This window comes from Pseudomonas sp. GM41(2012) (genome assembly GCF_000282315.2).
In the GTDB taxonomy this organism is placed as follows: domain Bacteria; phylum Pseudomonadota; class Gammaproteobacteria; order Pseudomonadales; family Pseudomonadaceae; genus Aquipseudomonas.
The window spans coordinates 879,933-897,173 of sequence record NZ_AKJN02000007.1; the positions used below are offsets into that span (position 1 = coordinate 879,933).

The following is a 17,241-nucleotide window of genomic DNA, read 5'->3' on the forward strand; positions in this document are numbered from 1 at the left end:
GACATCGGGTTTTGTGAACATGAGCGATAACACTGTTTCTCCGGCCGCTGAAACGCCTGCAGCCAAAACTCCTCGCCGCTGGCCGGCTCTGGTAGTAGGGCTGGTCCTGGTGGCGGGCGTCGCGGCCGGGTTGGGCTGGTTCATGCACAAACCCAAGGCGCCCCCGGCGCAGTTGGCCAGTGACAAACTGGGCATGAGCCGGCCGGACGGTCTGCTCGAAACCCATTCGTTGAGCCAGTTGCCCAAGGATTTGCTGGCGGTGCCGTTCCTCAAGGAAACCCTCACCGAAGATTTCGTCTTCTATTACGAAGCGCACGCCGATCGCCTCGGCTTGATCGGCAGTCTGCGGCGGATCATTTACGAACATGACCTGAAGTTGCAGGACAGCCTGATCGAGCAGCTCTTCGATCAACCGGCAGACGTCGCGCTGTGGCGTGGGGCGGATGGTCGCCTGAAAGACTTTTTGTTGGTGATGGATCGCGGTGGTCTGGCCAAGGTGCTGGAGCCGCTGGCGAAAGTAGCGCTGGATGATTCGCAGCTGACCCAACTGGCTGAAATCAAGGTTGCCGGCGATGTGGTGCCGCTTTATCAACTCACCTACAACCACAGCAAAGCGCTGCTGTTCGCCTCTCATGGCGACAAACTGGTGGTGCTGTCCAATCCGGCCAAGCTGTATGAGGCCGGTCACGGTCCGGTCGAAGAACCCGGCATGGTGTCGACGGAATCGCTGGAAGCACTGCTCGGCGGCCAGAAACTGTTCCCCGAAGCCTTCGGCCTGCCACCGCGCGCGCCTGAAGTAAAACAACGCCTGTCGGTCAACTCCAGCGTCCTGGCCATGGGTTATCAGCGCTTCATCCCGAACTTCGCCGGGCTGCGTTTCGACATGGACGACAAGGGCTGGCACAGCTTCCTGGCCATGGACGAACTGGACGACCAGCCGGACTTCGATTTCAAGCCGATCTGGCAAGCCATGCCGATGGGCGCCAGTGCCTGTGTCGCCTTGCCGCTCGCCGCCGAGCAGCAAAAACCATTGCTGGTAAAACTCGGTGCCGAAGAGTCGGTGGCTCAGGCCCTGACCGAACACATGGCCGGTGCCGCTGGCCTGTGCTGGTACGCTGATTCGCGGTTGTACACGCCGCTGTTAGTGGCCAGCCTGAACGATGACGACAGCGCCAAACTCGACGGCGACCTGGGCAATCTGTTCGGCTCGATGGTCGGCGCCTACGAAGGCAACGTCGAAGAGCACGCGTTTCCGGTGATCGAGAAACAGGAAGGCCCGACCCACCAATGGCAGCGTCAGGTCAGCTCTAACTTCGGTCCTTACAAGGCCAAGGATGCCGAGAATCCGGACGCAATCACCGGCAAGGCATTCATGAAAGTCAGCCTGGTACGCCACGGTTCGACGCTGCTGTTCTCCCTCGATGACAAGCTCGTGGACAAAGCCCTCGGCACCCTCGACAAACGCTTCCCGCCGATGGCCGACGTGGTACCGAAAGACCTGCTGATGCCGGTCTACTTCGGCCCGGATTCGATGGCGCAACTGATGCAACAGGAAACCCTCGACAGCCTGCCGCAGGACATGGAGCCGGTGTTCTACAACGCCGCGCAAACCTACCTGATCCCGAAACTGCGCAAGCTCGGCGGCTACGGCAAATACGCCCTGACCTTGCCGGAAGGCAGCGAGCCCGACGGCCATTGGCAATGGCTGCCGCTGGAATGGAAAGCCCTGTGACAGCACTTATCCGAGGCCTCGGCCTGCTGGCGTTGCTGCTGGGCACCCGGGCATTTGCCACTGAGACGCCGCCGCTGGACGTGCAGCAATCCCAGGTGTTCCGCGCCTGGTTCGTGCGCATCGCCCAGGAACAACTGACCCAAGGCCCGAGCCCGCGCTGGTATCAGCAGGACTGCGCGGGCCTGGTCCGTTTTGCCGCCAACGAAGCGCTGAAAGTCCACGACGACAAATGGCTGCGCAGCAATGGTTTGTCCAATCGCTATCTGCCGCCGGAGCTGCAACTAAGCGAGGCCCAACGCGGCCTCGCCCAGCAATGGCAGCAGGGCGGTGGCAAGGTCGGGCCGTACGTCAACGCGATCAAACTGATTCAGTTCAACAGCCATTTGGTCGGCCGCGATCTGGCGCAAGCCCGGCCCGGCGACCTGATGTTTTTCGATCAGGGCGACGACCAGCACCTGATGATCTGGATGGGCCGCTACATCGCCTATCACACCGGCACCACCACCCCGACTGACAACGGCATGCGCTCCGCAAGCCTGCAGCAACTCATGACATGGAAGGACACCCGATGGATACCCGACGCAGCCAACCCCAACTTCATCGGCGTCTATCGACTGAACTTTCTCTCCCAATGATCGGTGCCCGCATGCTGCGTTTTCTGCCCCTGCTGTTGGTCTTGGTGCTGCCTTTTTCGGCGGTCAACGCCGAAGACACCGTCGAGCCGAGTGGCTACACACCGGTGGCCGGTGAAAGCTTTTTCCTGCTGGCCGACAGCAGTTTTGCCAGCGACGAACAGGCGATGGTTCGCCTCGAAGCGCCGGGTCGCGATTATCGTCGGTTCCGCATGGAGCCTTACGGCGGCGCCGACATTCGGGTGTACCGCATCGACAAGCCGCTGGATTTCCTCAAGCGTCAGAAGAACCTGCACCGCGTGGTCAGCGACGGTCAGTTCAAGGGTGAAGGCCTGTCGAACACCCTTGCGTACCTGTGGGACAACTGGTACCGCAAATCCCGTCGGGTGATGCAACGCGCGTTCTCCTACGAATCGCGTAAGCAAGTCACCGAGGAAGTGCCGGAGCTGAAGATGGGCGCCGCCATGGCCGCGCCAACGCCCTATGACGCTCAGCCGCAATTCGCGCTGATTCCGGGCTTGCCGGTGGTCAGCCAATTCCGCTATCCGCTGTGGCAAGCCAAACCGATCCAGCCGCCTGAAGGCGTGAACCTGGCCGGATCTTCCAGTGAGTTCGTCAGCGTTGCACCGGGTAACGTGTACATCCCGTTGGGCAATCTGAAACCGGGTCTGTACCTGGTGGAAGCGCTGATCGGCAAGTACCGTGCGACCACCATGGTCTTCGTCTCCAACACCGTGGCCGTGAGCAAGATTGCCGGTGATGAATTGCTGGTGTGGGCCGCGCGCAAACACCAAGGCAGTTCGGTGCCGAAGGTGAATGTGCTGTGGACCGATGGCCTCGGCGTGATGAGCAGTGGCGCCACCGATGCCGATGGTTTGCTGCGTCTGAAACACGTCAGCCCGGAGCGTTCCTTCGTGATTGGCGAGGACGAAGAGGGTGGGGTGTTTGTCTCAGAAAACTTCTATTACGACAGCGAAATCTACGACACCAAACTCTATGCCTTCACCGACCGGCCGCTGTATCGGCCGGGGGATTGGGTGTCGCTGAAGATCGTCGGTCGCGAGTTCAAGAACGCCCGCGACTCTGTGCTGCCGACTGCAGCAGACGTCAACGTGACCGTGCTCGATGCCACCGGCACGGCGCTGCAATCGCTGGCGCTGAAACTCGACTCCAAGGCGGGCACTCAAGGCCGTTTCCAGTTGCCGGATAACGCGGTAGCGGGTGGTTACGAGCTGCGTTTCAGCTACAAGGATCAGGCCTACAGCAGCGCCTTCCGTGTCGCCGAATACATCAAGCCGCACTTCGAGATTTCCCTGAACCTGGCCAAGCAGGATTACCGCACCGGTGAACCGGTGAAGGGCAGCCTCGTGCTGCTGTACCCGGACGGTAAACCGGTGGCCAACGCCAAGTTGAGCCTGAGCCTGCGCGCCCAACAACTGTCGATGGTCGACAACGAACTGCAATACCTCGGGCAATTCCCGGTTGAGCTGACCAGCACCGAACTGACCACCGACGCCAAGGGCAACGCGACGCTGGATCTGCCGGCGGCCGAGAAACCGAGTCGCTACATGCTCACCGTGTTCGCCAGCGATGGCGCGGCGTATCGGGTCAAGACCACCAAGGAAATCCTCATCGACCGCGGCGCGGCGAGTTTCAGCCTGCGTGCGCCTCAGCGTTTTAGCGCGGTGGGCGACAAGGTTGCGTTCGGTTATTTGAATGAAGGCGGCAGCGAGCAAAGCAAAGCGGTCACGCCGAGCAGCTACAGCTGGGTGCGTCTGGAAGACCAGAGCACTGGCGAAGGCAAACTCGCCGCGAAAGACAAAGGCTTCACCCTGGCCTTCGACCGTCCGGGTACTTACAACCTGACGTTGAAGGATGATCATGGCCGCGTGGTGGGTGCCACCGGTCATTCGGTCACGGGCGACGGCGTCAAAGCCGTGCCGGGCACCGTGGAAATCGTCCTCGATAAACCCGAGTACAAGGCTGGCGACGAAGCCCTGGCATTGATCACGTTCCCAGAGCCGATCAGCGATGCACTGCTGTCGCTGGAGCGCGACAAGGTCGAGGCCACAGCGCTGCTGTCCAAGGGCGGCGACTGGCTGAAGATGGAAAAACTCAGCGAGACCCAATACCGCGCGCGGATCCCGGTGAAGGACAATTTTGCGCCGAACCTGACGTTCTCCGTGCTGTACACCAAGGGCGGTCAGTACAGCTTCCAGAACGCCGGTATCAAGGTGATCGCGCCGCAAATCGACGTGGCGATTGCCACGGACAAAGAGGCATATCAGCCGGGCGATACCGTGTCGGTGGACTTGACCACGCAGTTCGCTGGCAAGCCTGTCCCAGCGCACCTGACGGTCAGCGTGGTGGACGAAATGGTCTACGCGTTGCAACCGGAAGTGGCGCCGACCATCGACCAGTTTTTCTACCACCCGCGCCGCAACAACGTGCGCACCAGCGCCAGTCTGTCGTTCATCAGCTACGACGTGGCATTGCCGGGCAGCCCTGGCGCGCCGGGCAAAGCTAACCGTAGCGAGCGGGGCGTGAAAGTGCTGGAGCGGCCGCGTCGTGAAGACGTCGACACTGCCGCGTGGCAGCCGGAATTGATCACTGACGCCAACGGCAAAACCCGTTTCACCTTCAAGATGCCGGACTCGCTGACCCGCTGGCGCATCACCGCCCGGGCCATCGCAGATGACGGTCAGGTCGGGCAGAAAAAGCAATTCGTGCGCTCGGAAAAACCGCTGTACCTGAAGTGGAGCGGCCCCACCAAATTCCGCACAGGCGACAAACCGGATCTCGGCGTGTTCGCTTTCAGTCAGGCCGAGAAACCGGTCAAGGCTGAGCTGGTGATTCATTTCGGCGGTACCGAACAACGCGTCCCCGTGACGCTGAATAACGGCATTAACTACATCGCGCTACCTGCGTTCGCGTTGGCCAGTGGCGAGTGGACGGCTGAGCTGGTGCAGGACGGCAAAACGGCTGATGCCTTGGCTGTGCGGCTGACCGCGACCGGCGAAGGCTGGCAGGTGACTCAGAACCAAAGCCTGGACGCGGCCAGCGGTGATACGCCGCTGACCTTGCCTGCAGACGCGACGGATATTCGCCTGCGTCTGGACGACAGTCCGCAAGCGCTGTTCCGCTCGGCACTCGACGATCTGTTGAGCTATCCATACGGCGGCGTCGAACAAACGGCCAGTCGTTTGTTGCCGCTGAGCATTGCGTATCCGACCTTGTCGTCGAATCCGCAGATCCGCGATCGCTTGCGCCTGATCATGCAGAACAGCCGTCTGCGCCTGGTGCAAATGGCCGGGCCTTCGGCGAGTTTCACCTGGTGGGGCATGGACGGTGAACCGGATGCGTTCCTCACCGCTTACGCTTACTACGCCGACTGGCACGCCAGCAAAGCCTTGGAACTGAGCCTGCCGCCGGAGCATTGGCAGCGAGTGTTGGAGGTCTATTCGAAGCAGACGAAAGACACGCCGCTGTTGCAGCGCGCGCTGATTCTGTCGTTCGCCAAACAGATGCAATTGCCGGTGAACACCTTGCTCAGCGGTTTGATGGATGATCTGTCGAAAGCGGGCGAAGGCAATGCGGCGAACCTGATGGACGATGGCGAAGACAGCATCGTCATGAGCGATCCGGATTCGGCGTTGGGTCTGGCTGCTGCTCGTGCGCTGACGGCCTCGTTGGCGAAGCAATCGAAGGTGACTCTCCCGGACGCCTTCAATCGTCAATTGCCAGACGCGCAACAACGATTGGCGGTCAGTTCGCAGCCGTTTGCCGAAGCGTTGAACCTGTCGCTGCAAGCTTTCGATCAGGCTCACGCGCAAGCGTTGCTGCAACGTTTGCTGCCACAACAATCAACCCTGGAACGCGCATTGGCGTTGACCTGGTTGCAACGCAGCATCGAGCAGGCATCGCCCACCATTGCACTGGCACCGGGTGAAGGCTGGAAGAAAAAATACGGTGATACCGGGGAGACTTATTGGACGTGGCAGGGTGCTGCGCCTGTGCCCGCAGTGCTGTCGCTGACCGGTGCGCAAGAGCGTCCGTTGCGAGCGGCGTTGAGCTTCCAGACCAAACAACCACTGGTTGATCCGATGGCCGTGACCATCACCCGTCGCCTGTCGCGTCTGGTGCCGGGCGACGAAGCCTTCACCTTCAAACTGGAAGCGGTTGGTGCCAAGCCGTTGTCCAGCGACAGCCTGTATCTGGACGAAGTGATCATCACCAGCAAAGCCGCCAAACCGCTGCGCTACGGCATGCTCGAAGTGCCGCTGCCACCGGGCGCCGATGTCGAGCGCACCACGTGGGGCATCAAGCTCATGGGCAAGGCCGGCACCGAACCGTCCGCGTTGGAGAAGGCGCGTTTCGAGCCGGGGCAGATGGCCTATGCCATTCCGGTCGATGCCTTGAGTGGTGAATTGCGTCTGCGTCATTTGGTGCGCTTCTCGCAGAAAGGCCAGTTCAATCTGCCGCCGGTGCGTTTCACTCAGGTCTACGCGCCACAGCATCAGGCTCAGGAACAGAAACCTGCCCTCGGCCAAGTCACGGTCAACTGACATGACCCGACCTTTGGTCTGGTGGCTGCTGTGTTTGATTCCTGCGCTGGCGACAGCGCAGGACGAACCGCTGCGGCTGGCCTTTAAAGGTGAGTTGCTGTCGTTGAGCCGGACTCAGGTGATCGCGCGCGAGCCGTTGCCTGCTGATCTGCAGACGCCGTTGGGCAGTGTGTGGAAGTTGTTTGTGTACGGCTGGCTGGTGGATACCAATGCCCATGAGCCGGCTTACGAATGTCGCGGTCAGTCGAAGGACGAAGTTTACTGCTGCACGGCGGGCGGCAAGATTGAGCGCGATCAGGCCTTGGTGAAGTCGTGCGGTTTGTACTTTGAACCGCAGCGGCTGGGCATTGCTGGCGCTGACTGGCGCACGTATTGGCAGGCGCGGCAGGCACCGGAGTGGTTGCTGGATTTGGCTTCGTTGCAGCCTTCCACGCGAGTTTCAGTGACTGAGTTGCTGCGAATGCTGGCCGTGATGCCGGCACAGGATCAAGCGCGACGGGTGTTGCTGGATGTGGTGTTGAATGCGGATGACGGCAATGTCGTGGGCGAACTTGGTGGCCGGTTGCGGGTGAAAACCTGGAGCTGGTTGGGGGATCAGGACCCTTCGTCGCGTCAGGGTGGTTTTGCCGGGTGGACGGTGGATGGCACGCCGGTTTGGGCGGGTGGGCGTGGGACCAGTAAAATGATCTTGCGTCACTACGGTGAGGCGTTGGCTTCGGCGTTGCCGGTGAATTGGCCTTCGGATGCGGGACGGTGTGTCGAGGTGGGGCTGTTTTCACGCTATCCCATCGTGCGCGTTCTGGAGGGGGATCGTGTGGTTGAGTCCGGCCCCTTGCTGGGCGATTACCGCGTCGAATTCACCAATGGCAACCAACTCGATATCCACAGCGACGGCGAACTGTTTTTGCTGAAAGACAAACTGATCGCCCGCTTGGACCGCGAAGAATACGTCGCCCGCGTCCTGCAACGCGAAGCCAGACCCGAACCCGCCGAAGCCGCCAAAGCTTTGGCCATCGCCATCCGTACGTACCTGCTGCAAAACGCCACCCGCAACGGCGACTGCCTGAGCATCGACGACAGCAGCAGCCGGCAACGCGTCGCCCCACGTCCAGCCTCCGCCGAATCACGCAACATCGCCGCCTGGACCAGCGACCTGGTCCTCGCCGGCAGCACCGTCACCTACCACTCCGACCAGCCCGGCCCGGACAAACTCTCCTGGCAGCAAGCCGTCGAACAAGCCAACGCCGGCCAACGCTACGACGCTATCCTGCTCCACGCCTACCCCCGCGCCAGCCTCAGCCGCTGGGACAATCCAGTCGCTTCCTGCGAAGCACTCCCCGCCGCGCAAGACTGGCTGCTGAACCAGCGCCGCGGCTGGCGTCCGCGGTTGGAAAGCGAGGTTGGCTACAACGAAGTCAGCACCTTCGCCGTCTGCCGTCTGGCCTTCGGCCGCCCCTATGTCGACCGCGAACGCCAGCGCATTTATGTGCGCGGCGTGTTGTCGCTGCAAGACCGTCTCGACCTGACCCACGAATACCTGCACCTGGCCTTCGAAGCACACCCCAGCGGCCAGGATGAAACCTACATCGAAGGGCTCGCCCGCCACCTCTTGCTGGAATAGGCCATGAAACTCCGTTATCCACAGGTCTTCCTGTTCCTCTGCTCCTTTTGCGTATGGCCGACCACGTTCGCCGCCGAAAGCGCCGCCAAACTCGACACCCCCGTTGGCGGCTGGCGCACTGGTGCGCCTGAAGGCGAAGGCGAAAACTTTCGCCAAATCGTCAACTACCCGGCCTCCTCGGTAAACACCCCGGTGGGGCAGGCCAACACTGCACGCATCATCGGGCAAATCAATGCGACGCCCAAGTCTGGTGAGCCGGGCCGGTTGATCGTCAACGGCGTCAGCATGCCACTGAAAATCGATCCTGCCGGCCGCTTTGATCGCCCGTTCTCATTCCCCAGCGGCAGCAACAGCGTCGAAGTCCGCAGCCCCGATGGCCAGCAACGGCATCGCACGCAATTCCTCAACGCCAGCGGCGGGGCCACTCCGGCGAAGTTGCGGGTGCTACTGGCTTGGGACAGTGACGGCACCGACCTCGACTTGCACCTCATCACCCCCGACGGCGCCCACATCTGGTACGGCGACCGCGTTGCTCCTAACGGTGCTGCGCTCGATGTGGACGTGACGACGGGCTACGGCCCGGAAATCTTCGCCATGCCGGCGCCGATCAAAGGCCAATACCTTGTCTATGTGAACTACTTTGGGGGCGGGTATCGGAGTGATGAGGAAGGGCAGGAGGAGGCGGTTCAGCCGCTGACGACGGCTCAGGTGACGGTGATTACGGAGGAGGGGACGCCGAACGAGAAGATGGAGACGTTTTTGGTGCCGATGCGGGCGGTGGGGGAGTTGACGTTGGTTAAGGGGTTTAGTTATCCGTGAGGGCCAATCGGGCAGCAGGCTACTGCCTATTTGATTAATCAGTGCCCACTTACTAGATACTTGAAAATTGATGCTCAGGGGCTACAGAGTCAATCAGTTAAGCGTTATTTGTGGCTCTTGGGCTACGAAATGGTATTCGCTGAAGCGATTGCTGGCCTTGCAGCGTTGTGCCTCTAGGGCTACATTAATCGTCGTTCTGGCGATTTTTGATGCTTGAGGGCTACAAATGACCACCTTGTTTGATGTGGCTGAAATGCTGAAACAAGCCCGACGCGAGGCTCATTTGAGCCAAGGTGCCTTGGCCACCCGCGCTGGTGTCTCACGGTCGACAGTGGCGCGCATGGAAACCATGGCGAAAGGCGATATGAGCGTATCGGCTTTGGTGCGCCTATTGGACGCTGCCGGATATGACTTGAAACTGGTGAAGGCTGGTCACGGGCGCACGGTTGAGGACATCCTCGCAGAACAGCGTTCCGGAATTTCAGACTCATGATTTTAGATGTCCACGTCAGCGGGAAAATGGTCGCCCGGCTCTATCGAGAGCGCGATGAGTATGTTTTGAAATATCTCCCTGGCACGGCGGTAACAGACTTCGTCAGCTTGGCATTGCCTGTCCGTGAAGAGCCGTGGCGCTGGCCCCGAGATCTTTTCCCGTTTTTTCGCCAGAACCTGCCGGAGGGATACTTGCTTGGGGTCATTCGTGAAGAGTTTGGTGCATTGCTGGACGGTACCGACTTATCTCTACTTGCTGTGATCGGTGGCGCGGGGATTGGTCGGGTAACGGTGACACCTGAAGGCGTGCTACCCGGGGGCGAATTAGAGCCTTTGGAAATAGGCCAACTGCTGAAGGCTGAAAATACCAGCGAACATTTTTCGACGCTGGTGCGTCGTTACGCACGCGCCGCTGTCTCCGGTGTCGTTCCGAAGTTCATTGCAAACGATGTTGAACATGACGCTATACCTCTGGGAAAACCCACGCTGCGTACCGGTTTTCACATCATCAAAGGTTCGGACGATACGACACCCTTCCTGGGCTTCAACGAGTTTTACACCATGCAGGTATTGGAGCGGCTACAGGTCGTACCGGTAGCCACCTGTCGGATGTCTGAGGATGGTCGCGTCTTGGTCGTAGATCGTTTTGATGTGGATGAAAACGGCCAACCGCGCTGCGGGCTGGAAGATGCCTGCGGGCTATTGGGATTACCGCCCCACGAGAAGTATGCAACTACCACCGAACGAGTATGGAACGCCACCCGTCCCTACATACCTGGAGACCGGTTACGTGAGCAGCGTGAGCACTTAGGCTGGCACGTTTTGGCTAACTACGTGGTGCGAAACGCCGACTGTCACGCCAAAAACATCGCGCTCTATTACACCTCGCGAACCGACGTCGCCTTCACACCGATCTATGACTTGGTGACCACTCAGGCTTATCCCCGTTTCGCTTCGAGCCCCCCAGGTTTATCTGTGGGCGGTCGGCAGACCTGGACGCCGGGCCGCACGTTTGAGATCTTCTTCAATGGTGTTTTGGGTATTCCCCCGCGTCAGTACGCCACGATGGTCGAGCAACTGTGCGAGTCGGCCGTCACTGTAGGAAAAGAGGTGATCGAAGCCGCGAAAAACGAGCCAGCCTGGCGTGATGTGGCCAAACACATGGTGCATGCCTGGAACGAAGGTATGGAAACATTACGTAGTCAGAAAGCGGCTCCGCATTTTCGAGGGTTGGATACCGCTATTTCGGAGGCGGGTTTTTCAGGGCCGCGAACGGCAGAAAGCAGTCGAGTGCAGATTGGCCGTTCAGAGTTGTTGGCACCGAGAAAACACAAGTAACTCGCCGCGGTCTCGCCCTCTTATTTCTCCCTTATGCATCGAACACAATGGATTAAAAAAGCCCGAAAGTGGCTGAGACCGTTGATCCAGCAAAGGAGCAGAGAACTTCAAAAGATGAGAATAGCTTTCTCTCAGGCATTAAAAAGCCGGCTTGTGGTTAGCTTTTTATTGATCTATATTTTTGAAAAACAAAAAGTTAGGTGTTTTGGAAAGTGCTCAGATCCCCCAATTGTTCCCCCACTTTTTTGTGATTTTTTGCACGGTATTTGACCGGCTTTTTCTAGGGTAATGAGGCACGGTTTATATCCTCAGGGTATTTGCTTAGGGCAGAGACACACCATTTACAACCCCATCGACTGAATCATCTCAACTTCACCCACTATCTCTGGTGTGACTACCGCATCCTTAAGCATCAGTTTTCCGCGCAGCAAACGATCAAGATGGACATCGAATGAGTCATGCCTTGGGTGAAGTGCGATGGGCAGATGGATGTGGACTTCCTTTTTCTGACCTATTCGATAAACCCGATCTGAAGCCTGAGCCTCCTTGGCAGGGTTCCAGTGGCGCTCCACGTGCACAACGTGGTTGGCTCCGACTACGGTAAGGCCGACACCCGCGGCAACCGGCGACATGATCAGCACGTTAAAGCCAGCCTGCGCCTCAAACTTTGCAATCAGTTGCTTACGAGTCAGCACATCAGATTTTTTGGGTACCGCTGCAGTGTCACCGTTGATGATCGAAATATTCAAATCAAAAATCTGGTCTAGCCAAAGCTTCACCACGCGCTGTAAGCGTTTGGTCACCATGAAGAGGATCACCTTCTCTTCCCGCTTACTGATTCGATCTAACACGTTTAACAGAACGACCAACTTCCCGGATTCCGACATTCGCGTACGCGCTTCTTTGGCATTTCCTGCCAACAAGTGGCTCTCCTGCCGCAACCACGGATGCAGGGAAATCTCTCGAAGGTTCTGCAGCACGCCCAGTGCGCGCCCACGCATATCTTCCGTGGCCCGCTGGCTGCGATAGTTGTCGAGTACGGCGTCGTATGCCCTCAATTGCGCTCCGCTCATGCACTGCGCGAGTTGGGTATCATGACTAAGCTGGCTACCTTCAAGTTGGGGCACGCCGCTGTGAATCGTTTTACTTGGAAGCCCTCTTAATTGGTCCTCCTTGACCCGACGCAACATGAACGCGCCGACAGCATCGCGCAGCTTGCCGCCGAGATCACGTCTGACCTCATCTCGGTCATCATCGGCTGCATTCAATATTGGCTTGATCCAGGTGTCACGAAACTCTCTCCAGCCACCCAATAAGCCAGGTTGGGCTGTATCCATCAAGCACCAAAAATCCCCAAGGCTGTTCTCCACGGGCGTGCCAGTAGCAAGCAATTTGAAGTCAGCCTTCAGGCCCTTGGCTGCGCGGGTCTGCGCGGCATTGGGATTTTTAATGTTCTGGGCCTCATCAAAGATAACGAGGCCCCAATCAATTCGGCACAACGAGAACTGGTAATCACGCAGAGACTGATAGGTTGTCAGCACCAGTCGACGATCCATGTCCAGGCGATGAGCGCCGCATTCGGGACCAATGGCCAATGCATACCGAAGAGCGTCATCAGCCATTTGTCCCTCATCATCCATCAATGAGGCCAACTGGCTGGATTCCCGCTCTGCACCTTTGATTCGGAAACGACTCAGATCCCTCCCCGATTGCAACACGACAATGTCGCGGAACGGAATGCCGTTGAAGGTATGACTGACCTCATCCTCCCAATTTTCCAAGAGGCTTAGCGGGGCCACGACCAAGACTGGCTTCTGCGGCCGACCCGCAGCCTTTTGTTCAGACAAGTACTCACCTACCGTAACCAAGGACATATAGGTCTTGCCGAGCCCCATATCGTCTGCCAGCAGGCTGCCCTGTAGTCGATAAAGGTCGTCATGGTCGGCCTGCAACGCAGATGCCAACAACCCGAGCATCCAATCAATACCCTCGCGCTGGTGTGGAAACGGCTGGCGTGCATAGGCTTCCCAGTTTGGTTCGCGAACTGCCTTGGCCTGGCTAGCCATACGCAAAAGCTCGTTATTTATTTTATTAGCATCGTGCAACAAGACGCTGACTCGTTCTTTTATGTCGTCTGCCGCGTCAGAACCGTCCGGTGTCTCGGTCTTCGATATGCTGAAAGCCGTCTTGGCTTTTGCTAATTGTTCCTCCACCCGCTCCGAGTTGGAGATATCCACCGACTCCCCATCGAAGATCAGGCTCTCCGCACCTTGCTGTTTTGCTGCTGCGTAGGCATCCGAGAATCGCACCAAATCCTCCTCGGACTGCACCAACTTGGAAATGATCTCAACAGGAGCCGCACGAGTATCAAGACTAAACCAGTCTTGCTTTTTGGTATCAAGCTCGCCGAACTCCATATGCTGGAGCTTGCCGATGCCGGCCACACGAATGGAAAAGCCTAGGTCCAGATTGACCAATGCGGCATCCAGAAATGCACTCGGCGTCGCGATGAATTCGGCAACCCTGTCGGCAGGAATACGCTTGTTACCCAGTACCTCCTTGATTGCCTGCATTTTCTGCGGGTCTAGGAGCACCACGCGATTATCGATACGCAGCACGCCCCCATCAGCGCCCATGTCGAGCTGTGACCAGCGCTTCTCTAATTGATCTGGCGTTGAGCCGTCACCTAGACTGGGGCAGAGAATCAAGCTGCCATCAGGCAAGCGGGTAGCGACGACGCCAATATTTTCGGGCACCACCACCTCCAATCGCTCAAAGTGGCTGAGGTCGATGCGCATGCCGCTGCGTGCTGCAGTCTGGAGTTCGGCCATTAGCCGCAGATTGGCCGACTCCCCACGTTGCTCGGGCTGCAGTTTCTGGTGATGCTCCCAAGCCATCAATCCCATTAGCTCCGCAGGCGTAAGACGGTAGGCCTCGCTCAAGGTCAAATAGAGCAACGGCCCCTTGCGGGTAAATGGCACCTCGCCTGAGTCGGACGATACCAGCAGCTGTGTCTTGAAACTGCTATTCCCGGTTCGACCGCTGAGCTGACTAACAAAACCCATATTGAAGCGACGCGGCAGACGCAGAATTTCTGCCTGTTCATCGTCTAGGCCCGCCGCGTCTTCCGCGGAAAGATGAAAGCCATTGGCAAGAGGCAAGGCAATGCCCTGCTCTTCGAGCATATGCAGGACTACCAGTTGAATCTTCTGCAACGCGTTGCCCAGACCCTCGACAAGATCTGCATAAACCTTTCGATCTAGGTAGAGATTTAGACCTTCCGAGTCTGCATGGTAGATAAAACCCTGCTGTGTACTCAGCTTGGCACTGCCTTCTCCCAGCAGGCTTTTGAAGATTTCGACTAGTCCCATGTTGCTCAATCCCCTGCGGGCAGATGGTCTAGGGCGGCAGCGATATCTGCACGAACCGACCAACCAAAACTATCAGTTTGTTGGCACAAAGCATTTAGTCGGCCGTATAGAACCTGATTGATTTCGCGTGCTTCGACCGTCAGCACATTGGCTGCGTAACGCACCTTGTCGCCGGGGTTGGTGGCGAAGTAGCGCAGCACGTTTAGCTCAAACGTACCGAGATGGCTCAGAAGATCCTTCAGCGGATCATTCCCGCTCTCAGGCAAAGGCTTGATAGATTTTGAAATGGTACTTGAGTGCAGCTCCTCTGGCTGTGGGGGAGGTCTCGGTGCCGAATTCAAACTCGTTTGCTGAGGTCGCGTTGGCGCAACGGCACCTCTTTCGGCCTGCACAAAAGTAGGGGCTGCTGCCCAGGTAGATCGCTCTGTAGATTTCAGAACCTGTGCATTTTTGCGTCTAACAACGGGTATGCCGTATCTGCTCAAATATGACCTGTACTCCTGCCTGCTTAGTAACTGCTCCAAATCCAGCCCGATACCATTATTCGCGAGGAATTCGAATACCTTGCGTTGCCAAGTACCATTGTGAACAATCGCTTCGTATGGAAGGGAGGGGTACATTTCCCGATACTTATGAGGCAATCCAGAGATTAGGTCTGAGTGCGTGAAATGATTGCGTTCGTAAGATTGCAATGAGGTTCCCGGCTGAGCAAGGTATACCCAAACCTTAAAGCTATGCGAACCTTCGATCAGGTGAAAATCGCCACAATCTAAATAGATTACGGCTTTGTCGTTCATTATGCCGTCCATACGAGCAAACTCGGTTTTCATTTCTTCGCCGAGGATGCGATGCACTGACTCCTTGGCAAGGCGACCTAGCATCAATCGCGTATGGCGAATCAACCCCAGCCGATACAGACCTTCGAGAAAGAGCTTGCGGGCTGGAAACATGCGTTGCAGATCTTGCTTCCCCGACTCCACACCGTACTGCTGGACCGCCTGAAGGAATAGACGCAGATCCTCTTTGGATAACCAACCACGGACCTTCCCAATACGCTCCTCGCCCAGCGGTTGCCACCACTCACGGAAATTTTTGGAAGAGCTGGCAATACGTGGGTCGCCAGCCAGGCTCAGGATGAAGTTTTGCCACGCATCTCCAGGCTCACTGCCTGCGCGGTCGATCATAATCTCTAGTGCAGCATGACCAATGCGCCGACCATCCTCGTACGGTGCGTTGTTCACCTCAGGCTTAAGCAATTCGTCGAGCACATCGCTCCACTCCCCCGGCGACAGTTCTCGCAGCACTGCCAGGTAGTAATGCGCCCGACAAACATCGCCGTAGCGCCCGACATCGAAGCCATTCAAGCCCATCTTCTCGAAGGCCTCAGTTAGCTCTCCACCCTCGTCGCGTACCCTATTGATCAGTTGCACTGGACCGTCGAGTGTTAATAGCCATTCACCCTCCCGGTTCAAGGTCATCAAGGGATCCGTTCCGAAGGTCGTTGGCCGACTCGGAATACGGCTTATCTGCACGAGCAAATGCAGTTCAAGCCGCTTACGCAAGCTATCTTCACCGTGTTTGTTGTACGCATCCAGACCGTCAAAATAACGAAAATATAACTGGATCAGCTGAATCAGAGTTAAGCGACTCAACCGTGGTTGCTGATATTCGACCAGCACGTCGAGTATCCTGGCATTAAACAATCGCTTACCCACTACCTCGTCGTGCAACCATAGCCAAGTCAGTGCTCGGGCTCCTAGCCGACGTCCGAGCAGTTCTCGTAAATCATCGAAGCGCCCGGTGCTAGCCATGTCTCGAAGCGCGGCAAGTGTGCGCTCAAATGCATCGCTGCTGCCTACTTTGGTCTTCATCCGTTTGGTTTTTTCCACCAACTGCCCCCAGCCCTCAATAACCGTTGGCAACCACTCACCAGAATGGTTTTCGATGGGGGGTAACTTCATCATTGGGAGTTCTCAAGAAGCGTCTTGAGTGCCTCATATTCTGTGCTCTGTGGGCGGCGGATGGTAAAACGGATGTCGATGCGACGGTTTAAGCGATAGCTATCTTCGCTTCCCTGATCCTTGTTCACCGGTCGGGTCTCGGCATAGCCGCTGACCGAGAACAACGGTTCACCGTCTTGATTGTTCAGCCGGTCCAAACGTTGCGCCTGGGGTAGTTCAGAGCTCCAGAATTGCCACAATGAAATGGCACGGAACGTCGAAAGTCCCCAGTTGCCTTTGCCCATGAACCCGGGGAATGGCCGATTGTCGGTATGGCCCTCGATGAAAATGGTGTCCAGATAATTGATCCGATCATCCCGTTTGATAACTTGGGCAATCACCTCGCCAATCTCAAGTGCTGTCGGTTGATAACGCGGTTGAATCTCGAAAGCGCCCGTATCGAAGCCAAGCAACTCGTTGGGGATTCGTAACACGGTATGATTCTCGGTAACCTGGACCTTGACTCCACGCTTGCGCAGTTCCTCTACGGCTTCGTCTAGAATAGTGCGGCGAACTTTTTCCGCCTGCTCCAGCTGGGAAACCTGTTTATCGAACTGCGCGCTTTTCTCCATCAACTGAAGAATCAGCACCACCGAGGCGAGGATGAATAGCACCAGAAGCGCCGACATGATGTCGACGAAGGACCTCCAGTAAGGATCTTCATCCTCCAT

10 protein-coding genes are annotated in these 17,241 nt (G+C 57.7%); 7 read left to right on the plus strand and 3 right to left on the minus strand.

Annotated elements, in window-relative coordinates:
* Positions 1-19: 19 nt before the first annotated feature.
* The 7 genes from PMI27_RS10510 to PMI27_RS10480 all read left to right on the plus strand — a co-directional run bounded on the left by PMI27_RS10510 (position 20) and on the right by PMI27_RS10480 (position 11,199).
* Positions 20-1,732: a DUF2138 domain-containing protein gene (locus PMI27_RS10510; protein WP_033053405.1), complete on the plus strand. Its 1,713-nt coding sequence runs from the start codon at positions 20-22 to the stop codon at positions 1,730-1,732.
* Positions 1,717-2,367, plus strand: coding sequence for a DUF1175 domain-containing protein (locus tag PMI27_RS10505; RefSeq protein WP_008153546.1), 651 nt, complete (start codon positions 1,717-1,719; stop codon positions 2,365-2,367). Before PMI27_RS10510 ends, PMI27_RS10505 begins: the two co-directional genes overlap by 16 nt.
* Complete coding sequence (locus PMI27_RS10500) at positions 2,364-6,929, plus strand: alpha-2-macroglobulin family protein (RefSeq protein WP_008153547.1); 4,566 nt, start codon at positions 2,364-2,366, stop codon at positions 6,927-6,929. Before PMI27_RS10505 ends, PMI27_RS10500 begins: the two co-directional genes overlap by 4 nt.
* A 1-nt stretch (position 6,930) precedes the next feature.
* Positions 6,931-8,550, plus strand: coding sequence for a DUF2300 domain-containing protein (locus PMI27_RS10495; RefSeq protein ID WP_008153549.1), 1,620 nt, complete (start codon positions 6,931-6,933; stop codon positions 8,548-8,550).
* 3 nt (positions 8,551-8,553) lie between these two features.
* Positions 8,554-9,369 carry a YfaP family protein gene (locus PMI27_RS10490; RefSeq protein ID WP_008153551.1) on the plus strand — a complete coding sequence of 272 codons (816 nt, stop codon included), beginning with the start codon at positions 8,554-8,556 and terminating at the stop codon, positions 9,367-9,369.
* A 226-nt stretch (positions 9,370-9,595) separates the two neighbouring features.
* Entirely contained in the window at positions 9,596-9,862 is a 267-nt protein-coding gene (locus PMI27_RS10485; RefSeq protein WP_008153552.1) for a helix-turn-helix domain-containing protein, read from the plus strand.
* Positions 9,859-11,199 (plus strand): type II toxin-antitoxin system HipA family toxin, encoded by a 1,341-nt coding sequence (locus PMI27_RS10480; protein WP_008153553.1) that lies wholly within the window; start codon positions 9,859-9,861, stop codon positions 11,197-11,199. Before PMI27_RS10485 ends, PMI27_RS10480 begins: the two co-directional genes overlap by 4 nt.
* Before the next feature lie 341 nt (positions 11,200-11,540).
* Here the strand turns inward: PMI27_RS10480 and PMI27_RS10475 are convergent, their stop codons facing one another.
* From PMI27_RS10475 to PMI27_RS10465, 3 genes are read right to left on the minus strand one after another with little or no spacing between them, the layout of a single operon-like run.
* Positions 11,541-14,570, minus strand: coding sequence for a DEAD/DEAH box helicase (locus PMI27_RS10475; protein WP_008153554.1), 3,030 nt, complete (start codon positions 14,568-14,570; stop codon positions 11,541-11,543).
* A 5-nt stretch (positions 14,571-14,575) separates the two neighbouring features.
* Positions 14,576-16,531 (minus strand): EH signature domain-containing protein, encoded by a 1,956-nt coding sequence (locus PMI27_RS10470; protein WP_033053444.1) that lies wholly within the window; start codon positions 16,529-16,531, stop codon positions 14,576-14,578.
* On the minus strand, positions 16,531-17,241 hold the full coding sequence (locus PMI27_RS10465) for an OmpA/MotB family protein (RefSeq protein ID WP_033053445.1): 711 nt from the start codon (positions 17,239-17,241) through the stop codon (positions 16,531-16,533). The genes PMI27_RS10470 and PMI27_RS10465 overlap by 1 nt, the downstream gene beginning before the upstream one ends.